This is a genomic window from Mesotoga sp. H07pep.5.4, assembly GCF_003664935.1.
Lineage (GTDB): Bacteria > Thermotogota > Thermotogae > Petrotogales > Kosmotogaceae > Mesotoga > Mesotoga prima.
This window is the reverse complement of the sequence record NZ_JFHM01000006.1, coordinates 114085-130833: the sequence shown is the minus strand read 5'-3', so window position 1 is coordinate 130833 and position 16749 is coordinate 114085. Positions and strand designations below refer to the sequence as shown.

The window sequence follows — 16749 nt, the reverse complement described above, 5'->3', positions numbered from 1 at the left end:
ACCTCACTTCAGCAGCTCATTGACTTTGATTACAGCTTCATCAAAAGCTGGTTTGGGTTCCGAAACGCCTTTCCTTACCTGTTCCACTGCGTTGTATAGAATATTTCTGATCTCGATAATGTTCGTGTGTACTGGTCTTGGCCTCGCAAAAACGACTGATTCTATAGGCGCCTTCAACTGCGGGAACCTCTGCCAGATAAGCTGAATCTCCAGAGAATCCATAGCCGACTTGAGAACAGGCATGTATCCAGTCCCCTCATACCAGAACAAAGTGTTCTTTTCCGAGACCATCCACTTGATGAAGGTCCATGCAGCCTTAACCTTCTCCTCCGAAAGTCCCGACATGATGGAAAGCGAACCACCACCGAGTGTTGTTGCCTTCAGCTTTCCTTCAGGAAGCGGAGCTACCCCTAAATCCCAAGGGATGTTCTCCAGTGCATAACGGATTCCTCCACTAGTCATTGGCCCCATTGAGATTCTACCCATTGTGAATGACTGGATACCTTCATCGATTGTTAAATCTGCTGGGGAAAGACCCTCTGCAAACCAGCGTCTCCACGTTTCCAAAGCTTCGATTCCTTCGGCAGAGTTGATGATGCACTCAGTCATGTCTTCATTGAAAATCTCTCCACCATTTTGCCAGACTAAAGGTTCAAACTGGTAAAACATGGTGTCTACTCCCCACAAAAGACCGTATTGAGAAGGCCTGGAATCTGATGATTTTCTGATTGTAAGCTTTCTGGCATACTCCTCCAGTTCTTCCCAGTTTTTGGGAGGTTTATTGGGGTCTAATCCAGCTGCTTCGAAGTGGTCCTTGTTGTAGAAAAGCATTAAAGCACTTATGTTGAAGGGCAATGCATAAGGTTTACCATCGCGAATTATAGTCTGCCAGAAGCTTTCGACGAAATCTTCTGCACTGAGTGTGGGATCATTTGAAATCAGATCTGTAAGATCTTGTAACGATCCATCTTTGGAGAAAATTTGGATATGTTCAATGTTTACCTGTGCAATATCCGGACCCTTTCCTGCTAGCAGAGCAGCTTTCAACTTTGTTACAGTCTCATCGTATGAACCCTGAAAGATTGCCTTCACTTCGATGCCGTCATTAGACCTGTTAAAATCCGCAACGAGCTTATCGATTATTGGTTTCTGATAATCGGACATCGAGTGCCAGAAAGTAAGTGTCACGGCTCCCAACCCAGTAAGCGAGAAAACTAACAAGGCAAATACAGTAATTATTCTTTTCATCTTTTCCTCCTTTTCACTATCCTTTTAGTCCCGTAAGAGTTATTCCCTTAACGAACTGCCTTTGAGCTATGAAATACGCAATCATAATCGGAAGTGTAGCTACAACGGTGGCGGCCATGAACTCTCCCCACTGAATTCCCCCTTCTGATTTAAACATCGCGAGACCGAGCTGCACGGTCCTCATCTTCGGCTCACTTATTACCAGAAGCGGCCAAAAGTAGTTGTTCCACGACCACATGAACGAAAAGACAGCAATTGTTGCTATTGCCGGTTTGGTAAGTGGCAAAAAGACATTGACCAAAGTGCGTAGAGGACCACAACCGTCAATTGTTGCTGCGTCTTCCAGATCTCTTGGAATAGTTAGAAAGAACTGCCTCAGAAAAAAGATCGAAATAGCGGTCGAGGCATGAGGCAAAATCAATCCAAGATAAGAGTTGTCCATGTTAAGTTTCATGACGACCAGGTATTGAGGAATCATGACAACCTGCTGTGGAATCATCATAGTTGCCAGAAAAACATAGAATATCACATCTCTGCCACGAAACCTCATTCTAGCAAAAGCGAATGCTGCCAAGGAAGCCGTCAAGAGCTGCAAGAAAGTCGTTGCCAATGCTACAACAGTACTGTTTAAAAGATACCTAGCAAATGGAACTTTGGTAAAGACACTTACGTAGTTCTTCATTGTAAACTCTTTGGGTATCAGTGAAAACGGATCCCTAAGTATCTCCTTTAGATCTTTGAATGATGTCATAAAAGACCAGAAGAAGGGAAAGACCATTACAATGGCTCCCACCACAAGAATTACATACTTGACAGTTCTACCGACCCTTTTACTCATAATGAACAGTCCTCTCAATTGTTCTAACCTGAAATACAGTGAGCGAAATAACAAACAGGAATAGAACAAAGGCCATTGCAGCGGCATAACCGAATCGATAGTAAGAGAAGGCTTCACGATAGAGCCGAAAAACAACTACCGAAGTTGTGTTAAGTGGTCCTCCGTCGGGAGTCATAACCATTATCGGTCCAAAGACCTGAAAGGAACTTATGCTAAACATTATCAGAAGAAAAAATGTTGTTGGCGATAAGAGAGGAACGGTGATCTTCCTAAGCATCTGGAATTTGCTAGCTCCACTAAGCGAGGCTGCCTCATAGTATGTCGTTGGGATGTTCTGAAGCCCTGCAAGATAAACGACCATTGCGTATCCAATATTTTGCCATATTCCCATAAGGATTATCACAAAAAGAGACACACTCGGCCCCTGAAGTACTTTGGGAAGTGTAATTCCAGTCCAGTTCAGGAGGATCTGAAAAATCCCTTCTGGATTTGTCAACCAGTTCACGTATTCTCCTCCAAGCGATGCAATTATGTGATTCACATATCCCAGTTCCGTGCTGAACAGAAAACTGAAACCCATGCCTGCTGCAATTGGCGAAGTCACTACCGGAAGAAAGTAAATCATCCTAAAAAAGCCAATTCCCTTCATTGTGGAGTCGTTCAACAAGGTTGCTATGAGAAATCCTATAAGGAGCGAGAAGGGCAGCACGCCGAGAATATAGTAAGCAGTATAAAGCATGGAATCCCAGAATTCACTCGATGAGAGAATCTCTGAATAATTCCTGAGACCTACAAAGGTCATGTTTGGAGAAAGATCCCATTCGAAAAGGCTTATTGCAAATGAATAAAACAGTGGGTAAAGCATAAAGAAAGCTATTATAAGGCCCGCAGGCGCTATAAATAGGTACGGGATAAATTTCTTCACCTGTGTCTACCCCCAGAATCCTCTTCTCAAGAAACTACATCGGCAATACGACACCGTAGGGCTTAAAATCCTTGAACCTTCCTGAACAAACTCAATGAACATCTTACTCACAACGACAAATGTACCACCCAGTAGAGGAAGATAACCTCCTTCTATCTACAACAGGAAAGTACTCTTTCAGCTCTTCGAAAGCCTTTGGCACAAACTTTCTGTAATCACTTCTCTCGAAAAACTCAACAGTAGAGATCAATGGATTTCTGTTCGGAAAAAACTCATGGATCAAGACCTCTTTATTGCAAATTCTTCGACTCTCCTTGTAGAACTTTTCTCTACCTTCACGTTTATGACCGTGAGTGACATAAGAGGCAACAAGAAGATCAAAACTGCTGTCCTCAAAAGGAAGTTTCTCAAAGAAATCACCTTGAACAACCGATACACCACTACCCCTCAAATTGTGCCTGGCAATCATAACCATGGCGGCAGAGGCATCCACGGCAGTCACTTCATACCCTAGCTCGCTAAATGCCAGCGCAAGGGCACCAGTTCCGCAACCAATGTCTAAGACACTTCTTATCCCTTTTCCAAGCAGAGATCGGTGTTCTTTCAGCAACTTTCGATAGCTCTTTAGCTGCGACTTGAACGCAACATCATAAAAGGGAGCAATTAATGTAAAAAGTAATACGTGAGCCCTGTTTCCCATTGATCCTCCTTATCTAGATACTATCAGAAATAAAGCATAATTCTACAACGAGATGCTTGTCTTGACATTTTATATCTGAATTTGTATAATATATATGATAAGTGCATATATAGGAGGTGACTATATGCCATATGGATCAGGTCCAATGAGGTTTAGAGACGGGTCATGCAGATTCTATGGATATGGCCCAGGGTACGGAGCGGGATACGGAAGAGGTATGGGATATGGAAGGGGATTTGGCCCCGGAAGAGGATATGGTTATTACGGACCATACGATTACGACGTAGAGATTTCTCCGGAAATGGAACGTCAAGATTTAAGAGAGTATCAAGCTTTCCTAAAGAAGGAACTCGACATGATCAATGAGGAACTTAGAGAAATAGAGAAAAGGCTTGAGACACTTCAGAACACAACCAGTGCGGAGGAGGAGTGACATTATGCCGTGGAGAGATGGAACAGGTCCTGAAGGCTACGGACCAATGACCGGTTGGGGCATGGGCAACTGTGCACCCAGAGACCGAGTGGTAGGGCCCGCTTACCCGGTTAGAAATTATTCGTACAGGTTTTTCCCGAGGAGAAGGCTCTTTCTCGGGAGAAGAATGGGTTTTGGAGCGGGATTTGGTCCCGGAAGAGGCATGGGTTACGGCTTCAGGAGATGGTGGTAAGCCTTGGTTATCGCAGTATTGAGTGGCAAGGGTGGCACTGGTAAGACGACCCTTGCCACTAATCTTGCCGAAGCAATTTCCGACGAGTTTGAAGTGCAGCTTCTCGATGCAGATGCTGAAGAGCCCGATGTGCATCTCTTCTTCGAGCCGGATATCAACCAGGAAGAGGAGATAGAACTTCTTCTCCCCCTAATAGATAACGAAAAATGTACCCGATGTGGAAAATGTGCTGAAGCATGCCAGTTTGGCGCTCTCTCAGTTTTTGACGCTGGAGTCATGGTTTTTGAATCGCTTTGTCACGGTTGCGGTTTATGCACATTCATTTGTCCCGAGAAGGCCATTACCGAGAGACCAAAGATAATCGGAAAGGTTCAGACCGGAAAGATAAACAAAAAGATTGACTTTGGAATGGGAATACTAGAAATTGGCGAGCCTTCTCCTGTAAAGGTTATAAGAACACTGAAGAAGCACATAAACAGGGATAGAATAGTAATAATCGATTCACCTCCGGGGACTTCCTGCTCAGTTGTTGAAACTCTCAGAAATGTCGACTACGCTATACTCGTAACAGAACCAACGCCATTCGGTCTTCACGATTTAAAACTTGCTGTGGAAATTGTTAGGGAAATGGATATTCCCTTTGGCATTGTAATAAACAGGGATACCGGTTCTTATACTCTTGTAGATGAATACGCCAGTGAAGAGAATTTCTCCGTTCTTGAAAGAATCCCTTTTGATCGCGGTATAGCTGAGTCTTATTCTGAAGGCAAGCTCTTTGTTGAAACTTCGCCAATCTGGAAAGCAAGATTCAAATCGCTTGCGGAGAGAATCCTTTCTTCAGCGGGGGTGTCATGATGTTTCAGCTAGCAATTGTAAGCGGAAAGGGAGGAACGGGGAAAACAACACTCTCGGGATCACTTTCTGTCCTGTTTGATTCTATTGTTATGGCCGATTGTGATGTGGATGCCCCAAACCTTCATCTAATATTGGAAAACAAGCTGATTGAGAAATATGAATACTTCGGTGGAAAGAAGGCTGAGATCTCTGATTCGTGCATTTCTTGCGGAATTTGTGAAAAGTATTGCAGATTCGATGCAGTGATCAGAGGGGGGCCCTATTCGGTTGATCCTTATGCCTGTGAAGGTTGCGGGATGTGTGTCGCAGTATGTCCTGCTGATGCTATTACACTCAAAGACAACAAATCTGGCGATTACTTCTTGTCCCAATCAAACGGCATTCCTCTTGTGCATGCCCTTCTCACTCCCGGAGAGGAGACATCTGGTGGACTTGTCGCGGAGGTAAGAAAGCTTGCCATCAAAGTTGCCGAAGAGGAAAAGAAGGAAGTTATCATCATAGATGGAGCCCCAGGAATTGGTTGTCCCGCAACATCTTCAATAACCGGTACTACTTACGTTCTGGTAGTAGCTGAACCCACAGTTTCCGGTAATCACGACCTGGCCAGAATAGTCGAAACAATAAGACACTTCAAGAGGGATTTCGGAATAGTCATCAACAAGTGGGATCTTAACACATCGAAAAGCTCCTTCATTGAGTCTTGGTGCGGAGCAAACGGCATTGAGCTAATTGGAAAAATCCCTTTTGACGAGCAGGTCGAGAAAGCTACTATTATGGGTAAGCCAGTCGTTTCAATAAAAGGTTCAGAAGCAGCAGAAGCAATTGTGCGTATTGCTCAAAGGCTAAAGCGAAAAATCAGTGGAGTTGGAGGATGAGTATGAAAATTGCTGTTCCAGTGAAAGAGAAGAGTATGAATAGTATTCCGGACGATAGATTTGCCAGGGCAAAGTATTTCCTTATATACGATCCCGAAACTGGAAGTGAAGAATACATTGAACCTGACAACAGTGTAGCGCACGGAGCCGGACCGATGGCGGTGAACATGCTCACAAAGAAAGGTATAAGCGCACTGATTGCCTTTCATCTTGGAGGGAATGCAGTTCAAGCAATTGAAGCGGCCGGAATTGCATTCTACGAAGCGTTCGTCGGAACTGCCAAAGAGAATATCGACGCTGTACTTCGCAAAAAGAAGTAGAATAGAAATTTTGTTGATTCATCCTATCATTTGGACAAATCCCTGGTTTCTGCTATAAAATATAGTTAGAGGTGAAGTGAGTGGAGAAAGAAGATCTTGCAAGACAATTCGATCTTCTGTCGAGACTTTTGAAGGTAGCCAGGGACAATCCATTCAAAATAAGAACTTACGAATTTGCCGCTAAAACTATCAGATCAAACCTTACTTCGGGGAAGCTTTCAAGTCAAGATATCATAGCTCTCTCGTCGATAAAGGGAATCGGAAAAGCTGTAGTAGAGAAGTCTCTTGAGTTCCTTCATGGCTCTGAAATTCAGAAGATTACTGATTTGAAAAGCACACTCCCTAATTCCATTTATGCACTTGCTGCACATGATCTCATTGATCCTGAAGTCTTATCCTTCATCTGGAAGGACATGGGCTTGACTGAGCCGCTTGAGATTGTTGGATTTTTGGTCGACAAAAAGGAGAGCCTCAAGTTGTCTCAAGAAAGGCTCTCCAGTATTGAAGCTCTCCTTATTGAAATTGGTTCCTCCAAAACTAAGTGAAGTAGATCTTCGAATACTTCTCCATTACATACTTCAGGAAATAGCTGGGATCCAGCTCCTTCCCAGTGGCTATTTTTAGAAGTTTTTCAGGTTCGTAACGCCTGGCTTTTGAGTGGATATTATCCCTCAACCAATCTACCAGGGACAGCACATCTCCCTTTTCAATCCTCTTTTCCAGACCAGGGATGTCCTCCTTTGCCTTTGCAAACATCTGAGCAGCATAGAGATTCCCTAGCATGTAAGAAGGGAAGTATCCTATTGTTCCAGACGGCCAGTGTACATCCTGGAGAACGCCATCTCTGTTTGTTTGAGGTTCAATTCCAAGATATTCTTTCATCTTCGAATTCCATGCTTCCGGAAGATCTGAGACTTTGAGATCACCTTTGATGAGTGCTTCTTCCAGTTCAAATCTAACCATTATATGTAGGTTGTAGGTGACTTCATCTGCCTCTATTCTAATCAGAGAAGGTTCTACATTGTTAATTGCTCTGTAGAATTCACATAGAGATACATGTCTGAAGTTCGATGGATATGCCTTCTGAATCTGTGGGTAGAAGAAAGATAGAAATTCCATACTTCTTCCCACCATATTCTCCATCATTCTCGACTGCGATTCGTGGATACCCAAAGAACATGCACCGTAAAGAGGCGTATCGATGAGCGAAATCGGCAATCCCTGTTCATAAATCGCATGGCCCCCCTCATGAATAGATCCGAAGAGCGACGGTGTGAATTCATCAGGTAAGTATTTCGTGGTTACCCTTACATCATTAACACCGATACCAATCGTGAATGGATGAACTGTCTCATCAAGTCTACCTGCTTCAAAGTCATATCCTATTAATTTCAGAGCCTTTCTACTCAGCTTCTCCTGAGCTTTCTTGCTGAATCTGCCTTTAAGAATTCCAGTATCCGGGGATTTGCCTTTCTCTACAATTCTCCTAATAAAAGGAATCAGTTCCGATTTCAGTGGTTCTATTATCTTTCGCAGCTTCTTGGCTGTCATCCCCTCTTCATAGCCTTCCAGAAGCGCGTCATAAGGGTTCTCTTCGTAACCGTAAAGCCTGGCCATTTCTCTCAATAAATCGATAATCTCCTCTAGATAAGGCGCTATACTCTTGAAATCGTTTTCATTTCTCGACCTTTCCCATACCTTTTCACTTTTTGACGATAAAACAGAGAATCTGTGATATAGGTCCGGTGGAATGGCCTTGACTCTGTTATAAGCCTTAGTTGCCACTCTCACCATTGCTTTCTCATCTTCTGTTAATTCCTCTTCAATTTTTCCTTCGGCCAGTTGACTCAGCAAAGTTCCCATCTCTTCGGAAACTGCCTTTCTGAATGCGAGAGTCGAGACGTACCCTAGAACCTCTGATCTCATCTCAGCGCCTTTGGGTGGAATATACGTTCTCATGTCCCACGTTATCAGAGCGGCAGCACTATGAAGATAAGTGATTTCGGAGTACTTCGACCTAAGTTCATCTATAAGCTTCAAAACTACACCTCCAATTTGAAGAATTATATCATGCACATATCTTTACCAGTCCATGAACCTCTTGTCCTTGTTTTCACCATAAGAGATCGCCAGGATAATGAAAGAGGCAAAGTACGGTAAAGATAGAAGAAGTTTAGGAGAGATCTCAGTGGCAACCTGCAGGAAAACTGAAAGCTCAGTGACGAACCCTAGCATTAAAGCGGACAAAAGGACTATTAAGGGATTCTTTCTTCCCATGATAACTGCAACAAGTGCTAACCAACCTCTTCCTCCAGACATATTGGAAACAAAGGCCCCCATTGGAATGGACAAGGCAGCCCCAGCTAGTCCTGAAAGAATACCGCTCCCAGTGTATGCGAGAAACCTTAAGTCGTTTACTTTAACTCCGCTATAAAAAGCGCTTTCCTCGTCGAATCCACAAGAACGCAACTTCACTCCTGTGGACGTTTTCTTGAAAAACAGAAGAAGAAACAAAGGTACTACAAACGCCGATAGATCGAATAAACTCAGTCCGTTGAGCCAACCAAAACCCGAACCGGTGAGGAAATCCAAAGAAAGGACTACGGGTCTTGGAGAATCGCTGAAGACCACAGTCCCTTTGCTTAAAAACCAGTTGTAAGCAAGCGTGACAGTAATTCCCACCGAAAGAAGATTAACAGCTATGCCAACAACAAAGAGATTGGCCTTCAAGTATCTTACAGCGAAGAAGATAATTGAAGAAAGGGCCATCGCCACCAGAATGGCGGCAAGAGTTCCGATTATAACGCTTCCAGTGAACGACGAAACTACAACCGCAAAAAAAGCCGCTGACAATATTGTGCCTTCAAGACCAATATTTAGCCACCCAGATACCTCCGTCAGTAAACCGCCGCTCGCTGCGAGGACAATCGGCGTGGAGTTTTTTATCGTATCCCTGATGATGGCTTCAAGCATATCGTTTCCTCCCGAGGTGTTTGGGAACAAGCGCTTCAGCGGTTATCAAGAAGAAGATCACGGCCTGAACTATTCTGGCAAATTCAGGTGTGATATTTGCTTCAAGCGCTGCAATTTGTGCTCCGCTCTCTAGGTAAGCAAAAAAAAGAGCGGCAGGTATAACCATCACTGGATTATTCCTTGCAATCAATGCGATAGCGATACCATTCCACCCATATCCGCTCGAAAAACCTCTCATTACACGTCCATGAATTCCAACAACATCTATAATTCCCGCTGTAGAAGCCAATCCACCACTCAGAAACAGAGCCCAAAATAGCAACCTATTCGTTTTCAATCCAGCATAAAAAGCGAAAGCTCGATTTTTCCCAACTATTCTGATCTTGAAACCCTCTCTAGTCTTGAATAGGAAGAACCACAATAAAAAGGCAGCACAAAGAGAGAAGAAGATCCCTGTGTGTAAACCAGAAGGCAGCATAAGACCATTGAATCTGAATTTTGCAGGAAGGCTTATGGATGCCGCAAGACCAGAAGCCCTGTCATTTAGTGGTCCTTCGACAAAATAATCGACTACAAGCACTATTCCATTGCTGAGAAGGAGAGATGAAATCAGCTCACTAACTCCAGTTCGGATCTTAAGGATAGCGGAAATACTTGCCACCGAAGCCCCAAAGAAGAAACTGACTGTAAACATGAAGGCAATTCCAATTGCTCCAGGTACAAGATCGGATATAAGAATGCCTACCGAAGTACCCGCCAGCGCTCCCAGATAAACCTGACCTTCCATTCCCAAATTAAAACAGGAAGCTGTGAAGGCAACTGATGCGGCCAATCCCGTAAGCATTAACGGTATCGAATGTGCAAGTAGATTGCCAAAGTAGAAACGATTAGAAAAGACTGAGAGAAAGAAGGCCCTTGCGGCATGGCCAGGATCGTCACTCATCAACACTACTAGAAGAAGACCCGCACTCAAAGAAATTGCGATAACCAGCAGTGATCGTCCAAGGTTGTGAAGTCTTGAAATCACTCTATCTCCTCCATCGCTCCGAAGAGATACTTTCTCAGATCAGGAGTACTTAATCCCGGCCTGATGTCAGAAGAAAAGACGACTCTTCCCTCAGACATGATGAGTATTCTATCAGCAATTGTGAGTGCTTCGTCAACATCTGCCGAAAAAGCTACGATGGCAATTCTCTTCTTTGCCTCCATTAGAAGGAATTTCACGCTCTCGAGACTCTTGACATCAAGTCCTCTGAATGGTTCTCCAAGTAGAAGAACCTTTGGATCGCTGCTTATCTCTCTTGCAAGCAGTAACTTCTGAAGATTTCCACCTGAAAGTGAGGAAATCGGATCTTGAATTTTCCCGAAGGTCACGCCATAATCCCTAAGAAGTTTTCTTGCTGAGAACACATGTTTCTTTTCTTCAACAACCCACTCCCCGTTACTTATTGAGTATACAAGGAGATTGTCCCTTATGGATGAGCCTTTACAGCTGGCAATATTGTCTCTGTCGTAATGAAGAGCTGCCAGTCCAAGTTTACGAAGTTTGAAAGGTTTCAAACCCGTTATATCTTTTCCGTCGAGAATCACTCTTCCGGACAGAACTCTTCTCATCCCGAAAATTCCATCTAGAAGCTCTTCTTGACCATTTCCCGCAACTCCTGAAACAAAAAGGATTTCTCCCCTTCTTGCTTCAAAGGAGACCCCTTTTACGGCCTCACTATTAGAAGAACCTTCAACACTCACTTCCTGAACACGTAAGAGAGATTCATCGGACGTAGGGGACTGAACACGAAGTGCACAGAATTCCCCGCCGTATAGGAGTTCTTGAAGCTCTTTTATGGAAGTCTTATACCTACTTTCTGAAAAGACAACCTTTCCAGAGCGAAGCACAACAATCTTGTCCGAAATGGAGTAAGCTTCACGAAGCTTGTGAGTAATGAAGACTACCGCCTTTCCCTGAGATCTCAGTCTTGTGATGATCTCGAAAAGTTCTTCTTTTTCTCTGTTGGAAATCAGAGTAGTGGGTTCGTCAAATATTATCACATCAGGCGAATTCTGGAGCACTCTAAGAATCTCTAGCTTCTGTCTTTGCCCTGTGGAAAGCGACGCCACTTCATTGTCTAGCGGTAGCTGAAGAGAGTATTGTTTCATTAATTCTCTAAGACTCTCTCTGTAGTCCTTCATTCTAACTTTCTTTCGATTTCTTCTGAAACCGAGAATAAGATTCTCAATCACCGAAAGCTTATCAACGACTTTTATGCTCTGAGGGACCATTCCCAGACCTTTCTCGTTTGCGAAGTGGGGACCCGATGGAAGGTATTTCTCGCCTTTGAAGACCATCGATCCACTGTCGGGCTTTTCGATCCCCATGATGACCTTAACAAGCGTAGTCTTTCCTGCCGCGTTTTCTCCAAGCAGAGTGGTTATCTCTCCGGAGAACAGAGTTAAAGCGACTCCATCTAAAGCTTTTGTTTCGCTAATTTCATAGGTCTTATTTAAGTCGTTTATTTCCAAAACAGGCTTAGACAAATCTGCCCCCAAACTTTCAAAATTCAATTCCTTAACAATGTTACCATTACAAAAGAAAAGCGGAAAGCATTAGATGCTTTCCGCTCCTATTAAGCTAAACAATCAAATCAGGCCAACTCTTCTTCCTGGTACTGTGACGGAACAACCGCCTCTTCAACCTGAAGATTGGCGTACATATCAAGACCAGTTCCGGCAGGTATGAGTTGCCCTACAATGACGTTCTCTTTCAACCCTTGTAAGAAGTCAGACTTGCCTGCAACGGAGGCCTCGGTCAGAATCTGAGGTGTCTGCTGGAACGACGCGGCAGATAACCAGCCTTCACTCTCAAGAGACGCCTTCGTAATCCTTAGAAGCTTTCGCTTGAACTTAATCGGGTCCTTCGGCATTATCTGGATGTTCTTCTCGGGAATTACCGTATCGGGATTGAAGTCGTCTACCAGCTTCTGATAATGGTCCTCATCGACGTCATATATCAGTATTTGCTTTATACCGCCTTTGAGAATCTTCTCCAGAAGCTCTTCACTTATCGGTTCTGCCTCGGCCGCTATCTTCTGTATCTTTCCATCTTCGTCTTCGCCAAGGACCCTTCTTGCCAGCCTTTTGCCGATCACGTATTCTCTGTTCTCTCCAACTCTGCTGTTGGCTTCTTCTATCGATTTGTTTATCTTTCTAATCTCTACAATGTCCAGCAGATCACCAGGCAAAAAGTCCGTGTCACCTGGGTCTGTCACTTCGACCTTAGAAAGCATCTGCCGAATGATTAGCTCAAAGTGCTTGTCGTGAATCTCAACTCCCTGTTCGGCATAGACCCTCTTTATCTCGGTAAGCAAATACAGAGCAGTCTGAACAAGGCCAAGCTTTTCCATTAGTTTCCTAGGTCTAACAGTTCCCGTGGTAATTGCCTCTCCCTCAGTGACCTTGTCGCCTATCTCTATCTTCGGTTTGATGTTTGAGGAAAGATCGTATTCGCTGATACCTCCGGTCTTTGTTTCTATGTAGACCTTTCGTCTACCCTTATCATCTGAGACGAGATCCTTAACGAAACCGCCATCTCCCTTTTCTATGAAAAGCGCTTCGGGGTCCTTGAGTTTCTTTCGGGCCTCAAACAGCTCTTCAGCCCTCGGAAGACCTCTGGTTATGTCTTGCCCGGTCGCGATTCCACCCGTATGGAATGTCCTCATCGTCAGCTGTGTGCCGGGTTCACCGATTGACTGGGCAGCAACTACACCAACGGACTCTCCGACATTGACTATTTCATGGTTTGAAAGATCCATTCCGTAACACATGGCGCACACTCCGTTGTCAGATTCACACGTCAGAACAGATCTTACCTTTATTGTGGGTCTAACAAATACCTTCTCGATTTCGTTTTTCTGAAGATTCTTGGCCGTAAGCTCGTCGATTTTCTCTTGATACTTGACAAGCATCTCTTTAGAATCGTTCTTTATGGGATCGCCTACAAAGATCTGGTTGACACAGGGAAATGCGACTACCTTTATCTCCTCAATCTCTGAGTTCTTAAGCTGATGCAGAAGGTCACTGCCGATATGAGTTCCTTTCTTGTATTCCTTGTCATTAATCTTAATATCTTCATCAAGCTCTGTGTAGTTAATCAGCCTCGTTACCTTCGCGATGCTGAGAACCTCTTCACGGGCCACTTCAACCTTTGCCTTATAACCAGAGAGGAATGCTGCATCTTCATCTCTGATCATCGTATCTCGGAAGTATTCCTTTCCCGTTTTCTCGTTCTTAAGGACTTTTCCTGTCAACGGGTTGATGACATCGGCTGCAAGAACTCTTCCGAAGAGGAATTCTTCCAGTTTCTCGATCGTTACCCCGTCGGCCATGAGTTCTACTGCCTCAATTCCCTCATGAGTCCCGCAGTTGGGCGTTGTAACAGTAATCGTTTGCGAAACATCTACCAGCCTTCTAGTAAGGTAACCTGCAAAAGAGGTCCTGAGAGCCGTATCGGCAGAACCCTTTCTAGCGCCGTGAGTAGAAGTGAAGAACTCGAGCTCGGTAAGACCGTCTCTAAAATTCGACTTAATCGGCACTTCAATAGTCTTCCCGGATGGATCGGCCATAAGACCTCGCATGCCGGCCAGCTGTTTGAGCTGGTCAATGTTGCCTCTGGCTCCTGAGTCGACCATCATGTAAATCGGATTGAATGGATACTTCTCGAACTCCGTGTATGTCTTTTCCATTATCTCCTGAGTGGTATCCGACCAGATTCTGATTATCTCTTCGGTTCTTCCTTCTTCAGTTAGGAATCCCGACTTATACAGGTTCTCGATCTGATCTACCCTCTCCTGCGCAGCCTCTATAACCTTGTCTTTCTGAGGATATACAACTATATCGTTAATGGATATTGTGAGACCGGAAGTGGTTGCATAATGGAACCCGAGCGACATCATATCGTCCAGAAGGTCTGCCGTTCTATCGATTCCATATTCGTGGAAACAGTCGTAGATCAACTTCTTTATGGCTTTCTTGTTGAACTTCTTCATGTAGTCCCTAAGTTTTTCGGGTACTATTGTGTTGAAGATTATCCTTCCAACCGTTGTAAGCGTCAGTTCTCCTGACGAGGGGTCGAGTTGTACTAGAATGGGATCGTGGAGAGAAATATATCCAGAGTCGTATGCCAGTAGAGCCTCTCCAGCAGATGAGAACTTCCAATCGACCCATTCAAGAGCCTTTTCTCTCACTTTTCTTCTTGCTTCTACTTCCGAAATTTTCTCATCTTCACGGAGTCTTGCATCGTAATCCATGATCTCTTTTTCTTTCTTTTCATATTCGTGGTCAACGGTCGTGAGATAGTAAACGCCAACGATTATGTCCTTTCCAGGCATCGAAATAGGCTTCCCGCTGGCAGGGGAAATCACGTTGTATCTGCTGAGCATGAGGAACTTTGCCTCTGCCTGCGCTGCTGCCGATAGTGGAACGTGGACAGCCATCTGGTCTCCGTCAAAGTCTGCGTTGAACGGTGCACAGACAAGCGGATGAAGCTGAATAGCGTTTCCTTCAACGAGTCTGGGTATGAACGCCTGAATAGATATCCGGTGAAGAGTCGGTGCTCTGTTAAGAAGGACAGGATGTCCCTTTATAACATCTTCAAGGACTTCCCAGGCTTCCGGCATTTCCTTTTCTATGATTGTTTTCTTGAGCTTTCTCGCTGTCTTACTTGATTCGCTTCCATGGAGAAGCTTTGATAGAACAAAAGGTTTAAATAGCTCCATAGCCACTCTCTTGGGAATTCCGCACTCGTGGATCTTCAGATCGGGTCCGACGACGATAACCGCTCTACCCGAGTAATCTACTCGCTTTCCAAGCAGGTTTCTTCTGAATCGTCCCTTCTTGCCCTTCACCAGATCGGTGAGCGATTTCAGTGGACGTCCAGATTTGTCGGATACGGCCTTCCCTACCCTGCCATTGTATATGAGTGAGTCGACTGCTTCCTGAAGCATCCTCTTTTCATTTCTGATTATTATGTCGGGAGCACCTATCTGCAGTAGCTTCGCAAGCCGATTGTTCCTGTTAATGACCCTTCTGTAGAGGTCGTTGAGGTCGGTGGTGGCAAACCTTCCACCCTCTATCTGAATCATAGGACGTAGGTCCGGCGGGATTACCGGGACGACGTCCATAACCATCCACTCGGGTTTGTTGCTTGAAGCTATGAAGTCTTTAACATATTTAAGCCTTCTGAGAAGCTTCAGAGCTCTCGCACTGCTTTTGGGGATGGTCTTCAATTCATGTTCTATAGCTACCTGAAGCTCTTCCAGATCTATACTCTGCAGCAACTTCTTAATCGCAGCAGCTCCGTAATCACAGGTTACCTTTCCGGGATAGAGCTCTTTGTAGGCCTCATATTCATTTTCTATGAGGACTTCACCGATACTTCTCCCAGTCTCCTCAGAAACAGTGGGATCAATCTCAGTGATTATGACTATTGGCCTATCGCTCTCTGTATCCGTTTCCACTTCGAATTTCCCGGGATAGTACTCATCGAAGATCTTGTACTCCGTTGCCGAAAGGACTTCATCTTCAAAAAGGAATCTGTCGGCAAGAGTATCACCCTTATGGACTTCATCGTCATTCTGGACGTATATAAGCGAGCCTTCGAAGACAGGGTACTTTTTTTCTATTCCCGTTTCGTTTGTAACGACTACCCAGTTGAGCTCTCGCTCGGTACTGCTGTCAAGTCTTTCTATCCTGACTTTCCCGTCGATATCCGTTGTAACCGGTCCGTGGGGAGCCTTCACCTTGTAACCCTGCTCGACTTCGAAACTGAGCTTCTTCGTGTAGATCTCATATTCAGTCTGGTACATCGTCATACCTGGAAAGAAGTCGGTATCCTTCGGGTCGGTAACTACATACAGCCTTTCGATTACCCTCTTCGATCCATAATAGATGATGTTCTCGAGATCCTTCGCAGGAATGTTCAGAAGCGAAGAAAGAACACTGGGTGCACTCTTCAAGTACCAAACATGTGTCACAGGAGCGGCCAACTCAATGTGGCCCATTCTTCTTCTGCGTGCTTCTTTAGATTCGACTCTGACGCTGCAGCGTTCACATACGGTACCCTCGTACTTCTTACCCTTGTACTTGCCACATGTGCACTCGTAGTCTTTCGTCGGTCCAAAGATCTTCTCGCAGAAAAGCCCGTCCCTCTCCGGTTTGAAGGTACGATAGTTTATCGTCTCGGGTTTCTTCACTTCCCCGCTTGACCAGCTCCTAATTCGTTCCGGTGAGGCGATATCGATTTCCAGTTTGTTGACCTTTCTTTTGTATGTGCTTACTGGCATCTGCTTCCCTCCTTGA

15 protein-coding genes are annotated in these 16749 nt (G+C 44.6%); 6 read left to right on the top strand and 9 right to left on the bottom strand.

From position 1 onward, the window contains the following. Positions 1 to 3 precede the first annotated feature (3 nt). From Y696_RS04035 to Y696_RS04020, 4 genes are all read right to left on the bottom strand, one after another. A complete protein-coding gene (locus Y696_RS04035; protein ID WP_121509795.1) occupies positions 4 to 1248 on the bottom strand; it encodes an ABC transporter substrate-binding protein in 1245 nt (414 codons plus the stop codon). 16 nt (positions 1249 to 1264) lie between these two features. Further along, positions 1265 to 2086: a carbohydrate ABC transporter permease gene (locus tag Y696_RS04030; protein WP_006492433.1), complete on the bottom strand. Its 822-nt coding sequence runs from the start codon at positions 2084 to 2086 to the stop codon at positions 1265 to 1267. Beyond that, on the bottom strand, positions 2079 to 3011 hold the full coding sequence (locus Y696_RS04025) for a carbohydrate ABC transporter permease (RefSeq protein ID WP_006492432.1): 933 nt from the start codon (positions 3009 to 3011) through the stop codon (positions 2079 to 2081). The genes Y696_RS04030 and Y696_RS04025 overlap by 8 nt, the downstream gene beginning before the upstream one ends. Before the next feature lie 103 nt (positions 3012 to 3114). Beyond that, the gene (locus Y696_RS04020) at positions 3115 to 3711 is read right to left on the bottom strand and encodes a class I SAM-dependent methyltransferase (RefSeq protein WP_006492431.1); all 597 of its coding nucleotides are present in this window, start codon (positions 3709 to 3711) and stop codon (positions 3115 to 3117) included. Positions 3712 to 3835: 124 nt separating this feature from the next. Between Y696_RS04020 and Y696_RS04015 the strand changes: the two genes are divergently transcribed. The 6 genes from Y696_RS04015 (at position 3836) to Y696_RS03990 (ending at position 6971) form a co-directional block, all read left to right on the top strand. After that, positions 3836 to 4144 (top strand): DUF5320 family protein, encoded by a 309-nt coding sequence (locus tag Y696_RS04015; protein WP_006492430.1) that lies wholly within the window; start codon positions 3836 to 3838, stop codon positions 4142 to 4144. Between the two features lie 4 nt (positions 4145 to 4148). Beyond that, positions 4149 to 4376 carry a DUF5320 domain-containing protein gene (locus Y696_RS04010; protein WP_039882872.1) on the top strand — a complete coding sequence of 76 codons (228 nt, stop codon included), beginning with the start codon at positions 4149 to 4151 and terminating at the stop codon, positions 4374 to 4376. Between the two features lie 3 nt (positions 4377 to 4379). Beyond that, positions 4380 to 5231 (top strand): ATP-binding protein, encoded by an 852-nt coding sequence (locus tag Y696_RS04005; RefSeq protein ID WP_006492428.1) that lies wholly within the window; start codon positions 4380 to 4382, stop codon positions 5229 to 5231. Beyond that, positions 5231 to 6106: an ATP-binding protein gene (locus Y696_RS04000; protein ID WP_039882870.1), complete on the top strand. Its 876-nt coding sequence runs from the start codon at positions 5231 to 5233 to the stop codon at positions 6104 to 6106. Before Y696_RS04005 ends, Y696_RS04000 begins: the two co-directional genes overlap by 1 nt. A 2-nt stretch (positions 6107 to 6108) precedes the next feature. Further along, entirely contained in the window at positions 6109 to 6426 is a 318-nt protein-coding gene (locus Y696_RS03995; protein ID WP_039882868.1) for a NifB/NifX family molybdenum-iron cluster-binding protein, read from the top strand. An 80-nt stretch (positions 6427 to 6506) separates the two neighbouring features. Next, entirely contained in the window at positions 6507 to 6971 is a 465-nt protein-coding gene (locus Y696_RS03990; protein ID WP_006492425.1) for a DNA polymerase IV (Family X)-like protein, read from the top strand. Here the strand turns inward: Y696_RS03990 and Y696_RS03985 are convergent. The 5 genes from Y696_RS03985 to Y696_RS03965 form a co-directional block, all read right to left on the bottom strand. Next, positions 6964 to 8466 (bottom strand): carboxypeptidase M32, encoded by a 1503-nt coding sequence (locus tag Y696_RS03985; protein WP_006492421.1) that lies wholly within the window; start codon positions 8464 to 8466, stop codon positions 6964 to 6966. The two genes, Y696_RS03990 and Y696_RS03985, sit on opposite strands and share 8 nt — an antisense overlap. 42 nt (positions 8467 to 8508) lie before the next feature. Beyond that, positions 8509 to 9399: an ABC transporter permease gene (locus Y696_RS03980; RefSeq protein WP_006492420.1), complete on the bottom strand. Its 891-nt coding sequence runs from the start codon at positions 9397 to 9399 to the stop codon at positions 8509 to 8511. After that, complete coding sequence (locus Y696_RS03975; RefSeq protein WP_006492419.1) at positions 9392 to 10426, bottom strand: ABC transporter permease; 1035 nt, start codon at positions 10424 to 10426, stop codon at positions 9392 to 9394. Before Y696_RS03975 ends, Y696_RS03980 begins: the two co-directional genes overlap by 8 nt. Then, a complete protein-coding gene (locus Y696_RS03970) occupies positions 10423 to 11931 on the bottom strand; it encodes an ABC transporter ATP-binding protein (protein WP_121509794.1) in 1509 nt (502 codons plus the stop codon). Before Y696_RS03970 ends, Y696_RS03975 begins: the two co-directional genes overlap by 4 nt. A 107-nt stretch (positions 11932 to 12038) precedes the next feature. Then, positions 12039 to 16733 carry a DNA-directed RNA polymerase subunit beta' gene (locus Y696_RS03965; protein WP_014730510.1) on the bottom strand — a complete coding sequence of 1565 codons (4695 nt, stop codon included), beginning with the start codon at positions 16731 to 16733 and terminating at the stop codon, positions 12039 to 12041. Positions 16734 to 16749: the final 16 nt, after the last annotated feature.

Excerpts from the sequence above, each read along its gene's own strand:
- Y696_RS03995 (WP_039882868.1), top strand. The coding sequence starts at position 6,109 with ATGAAAATTGCTGTTCCAGTGAAAGAGAAGAGTATGAATAGTATTCCG.
- Y696_RS03965 (WP_014730510.1), bottom strand. The coding sequence starts at position 16,733 with ATGCCAGTAAGCACATACAAAAGAAAGGTCAACAAACTGGAAATCGAT.
- Y696_RS04010 (WP_039882872.1), top strand. The coding sequence starts at position 4,149 with ATGCCGTGGAGAGATGGAACAGGTCCTGAAGGCTACGGACCAATGACC.
- Y696_RS03980 (WP_006492420.1), bottom strand. The coding sequence starts at position 9,399 with ATGCTTGAAGCCATCATCAGGGATACGATAAAAAACTCCACGCCGATT.
- Y696_RS04030 (WP_006492433.1), bottom strand. The coding sequence starts at position 2,086 with ATGAGTAAAAGGGTCGGTAGAACTGTCAAGTATGTAATTCTTGTGGTG.
- Y696_RS04020 (WP_006492431.1), bottom strand. The coding sequence starts at position 3,711 with ATGGGAAACAGGGCTCACGTATTACTTTTTACATTAATTGCTCCCTTT.
- Y696_RS04015 (WP_006492430.1), top strand. The coding sequence starts at position 3,836 with ATGCCATATGGATCAGGTCCAATGAGGTTTAGAGACGGGTCATGCAGA.
- Y696_RS04000 (WP_039882870.1), top strand. The coding sequence starts at position 5,231 with ATGTTTCAGCTAGCAATTGTAAGCGGAAAGGGAGGAACGGGGAAAACA.
- Y696_RS04035 (WP_121509795.1), bottom strand. The coding sequence starts at position 1,248 with ATGAAAAGAATAATTACTGTATTTGCCTTGTTAGTTTTCTCGCTTACT.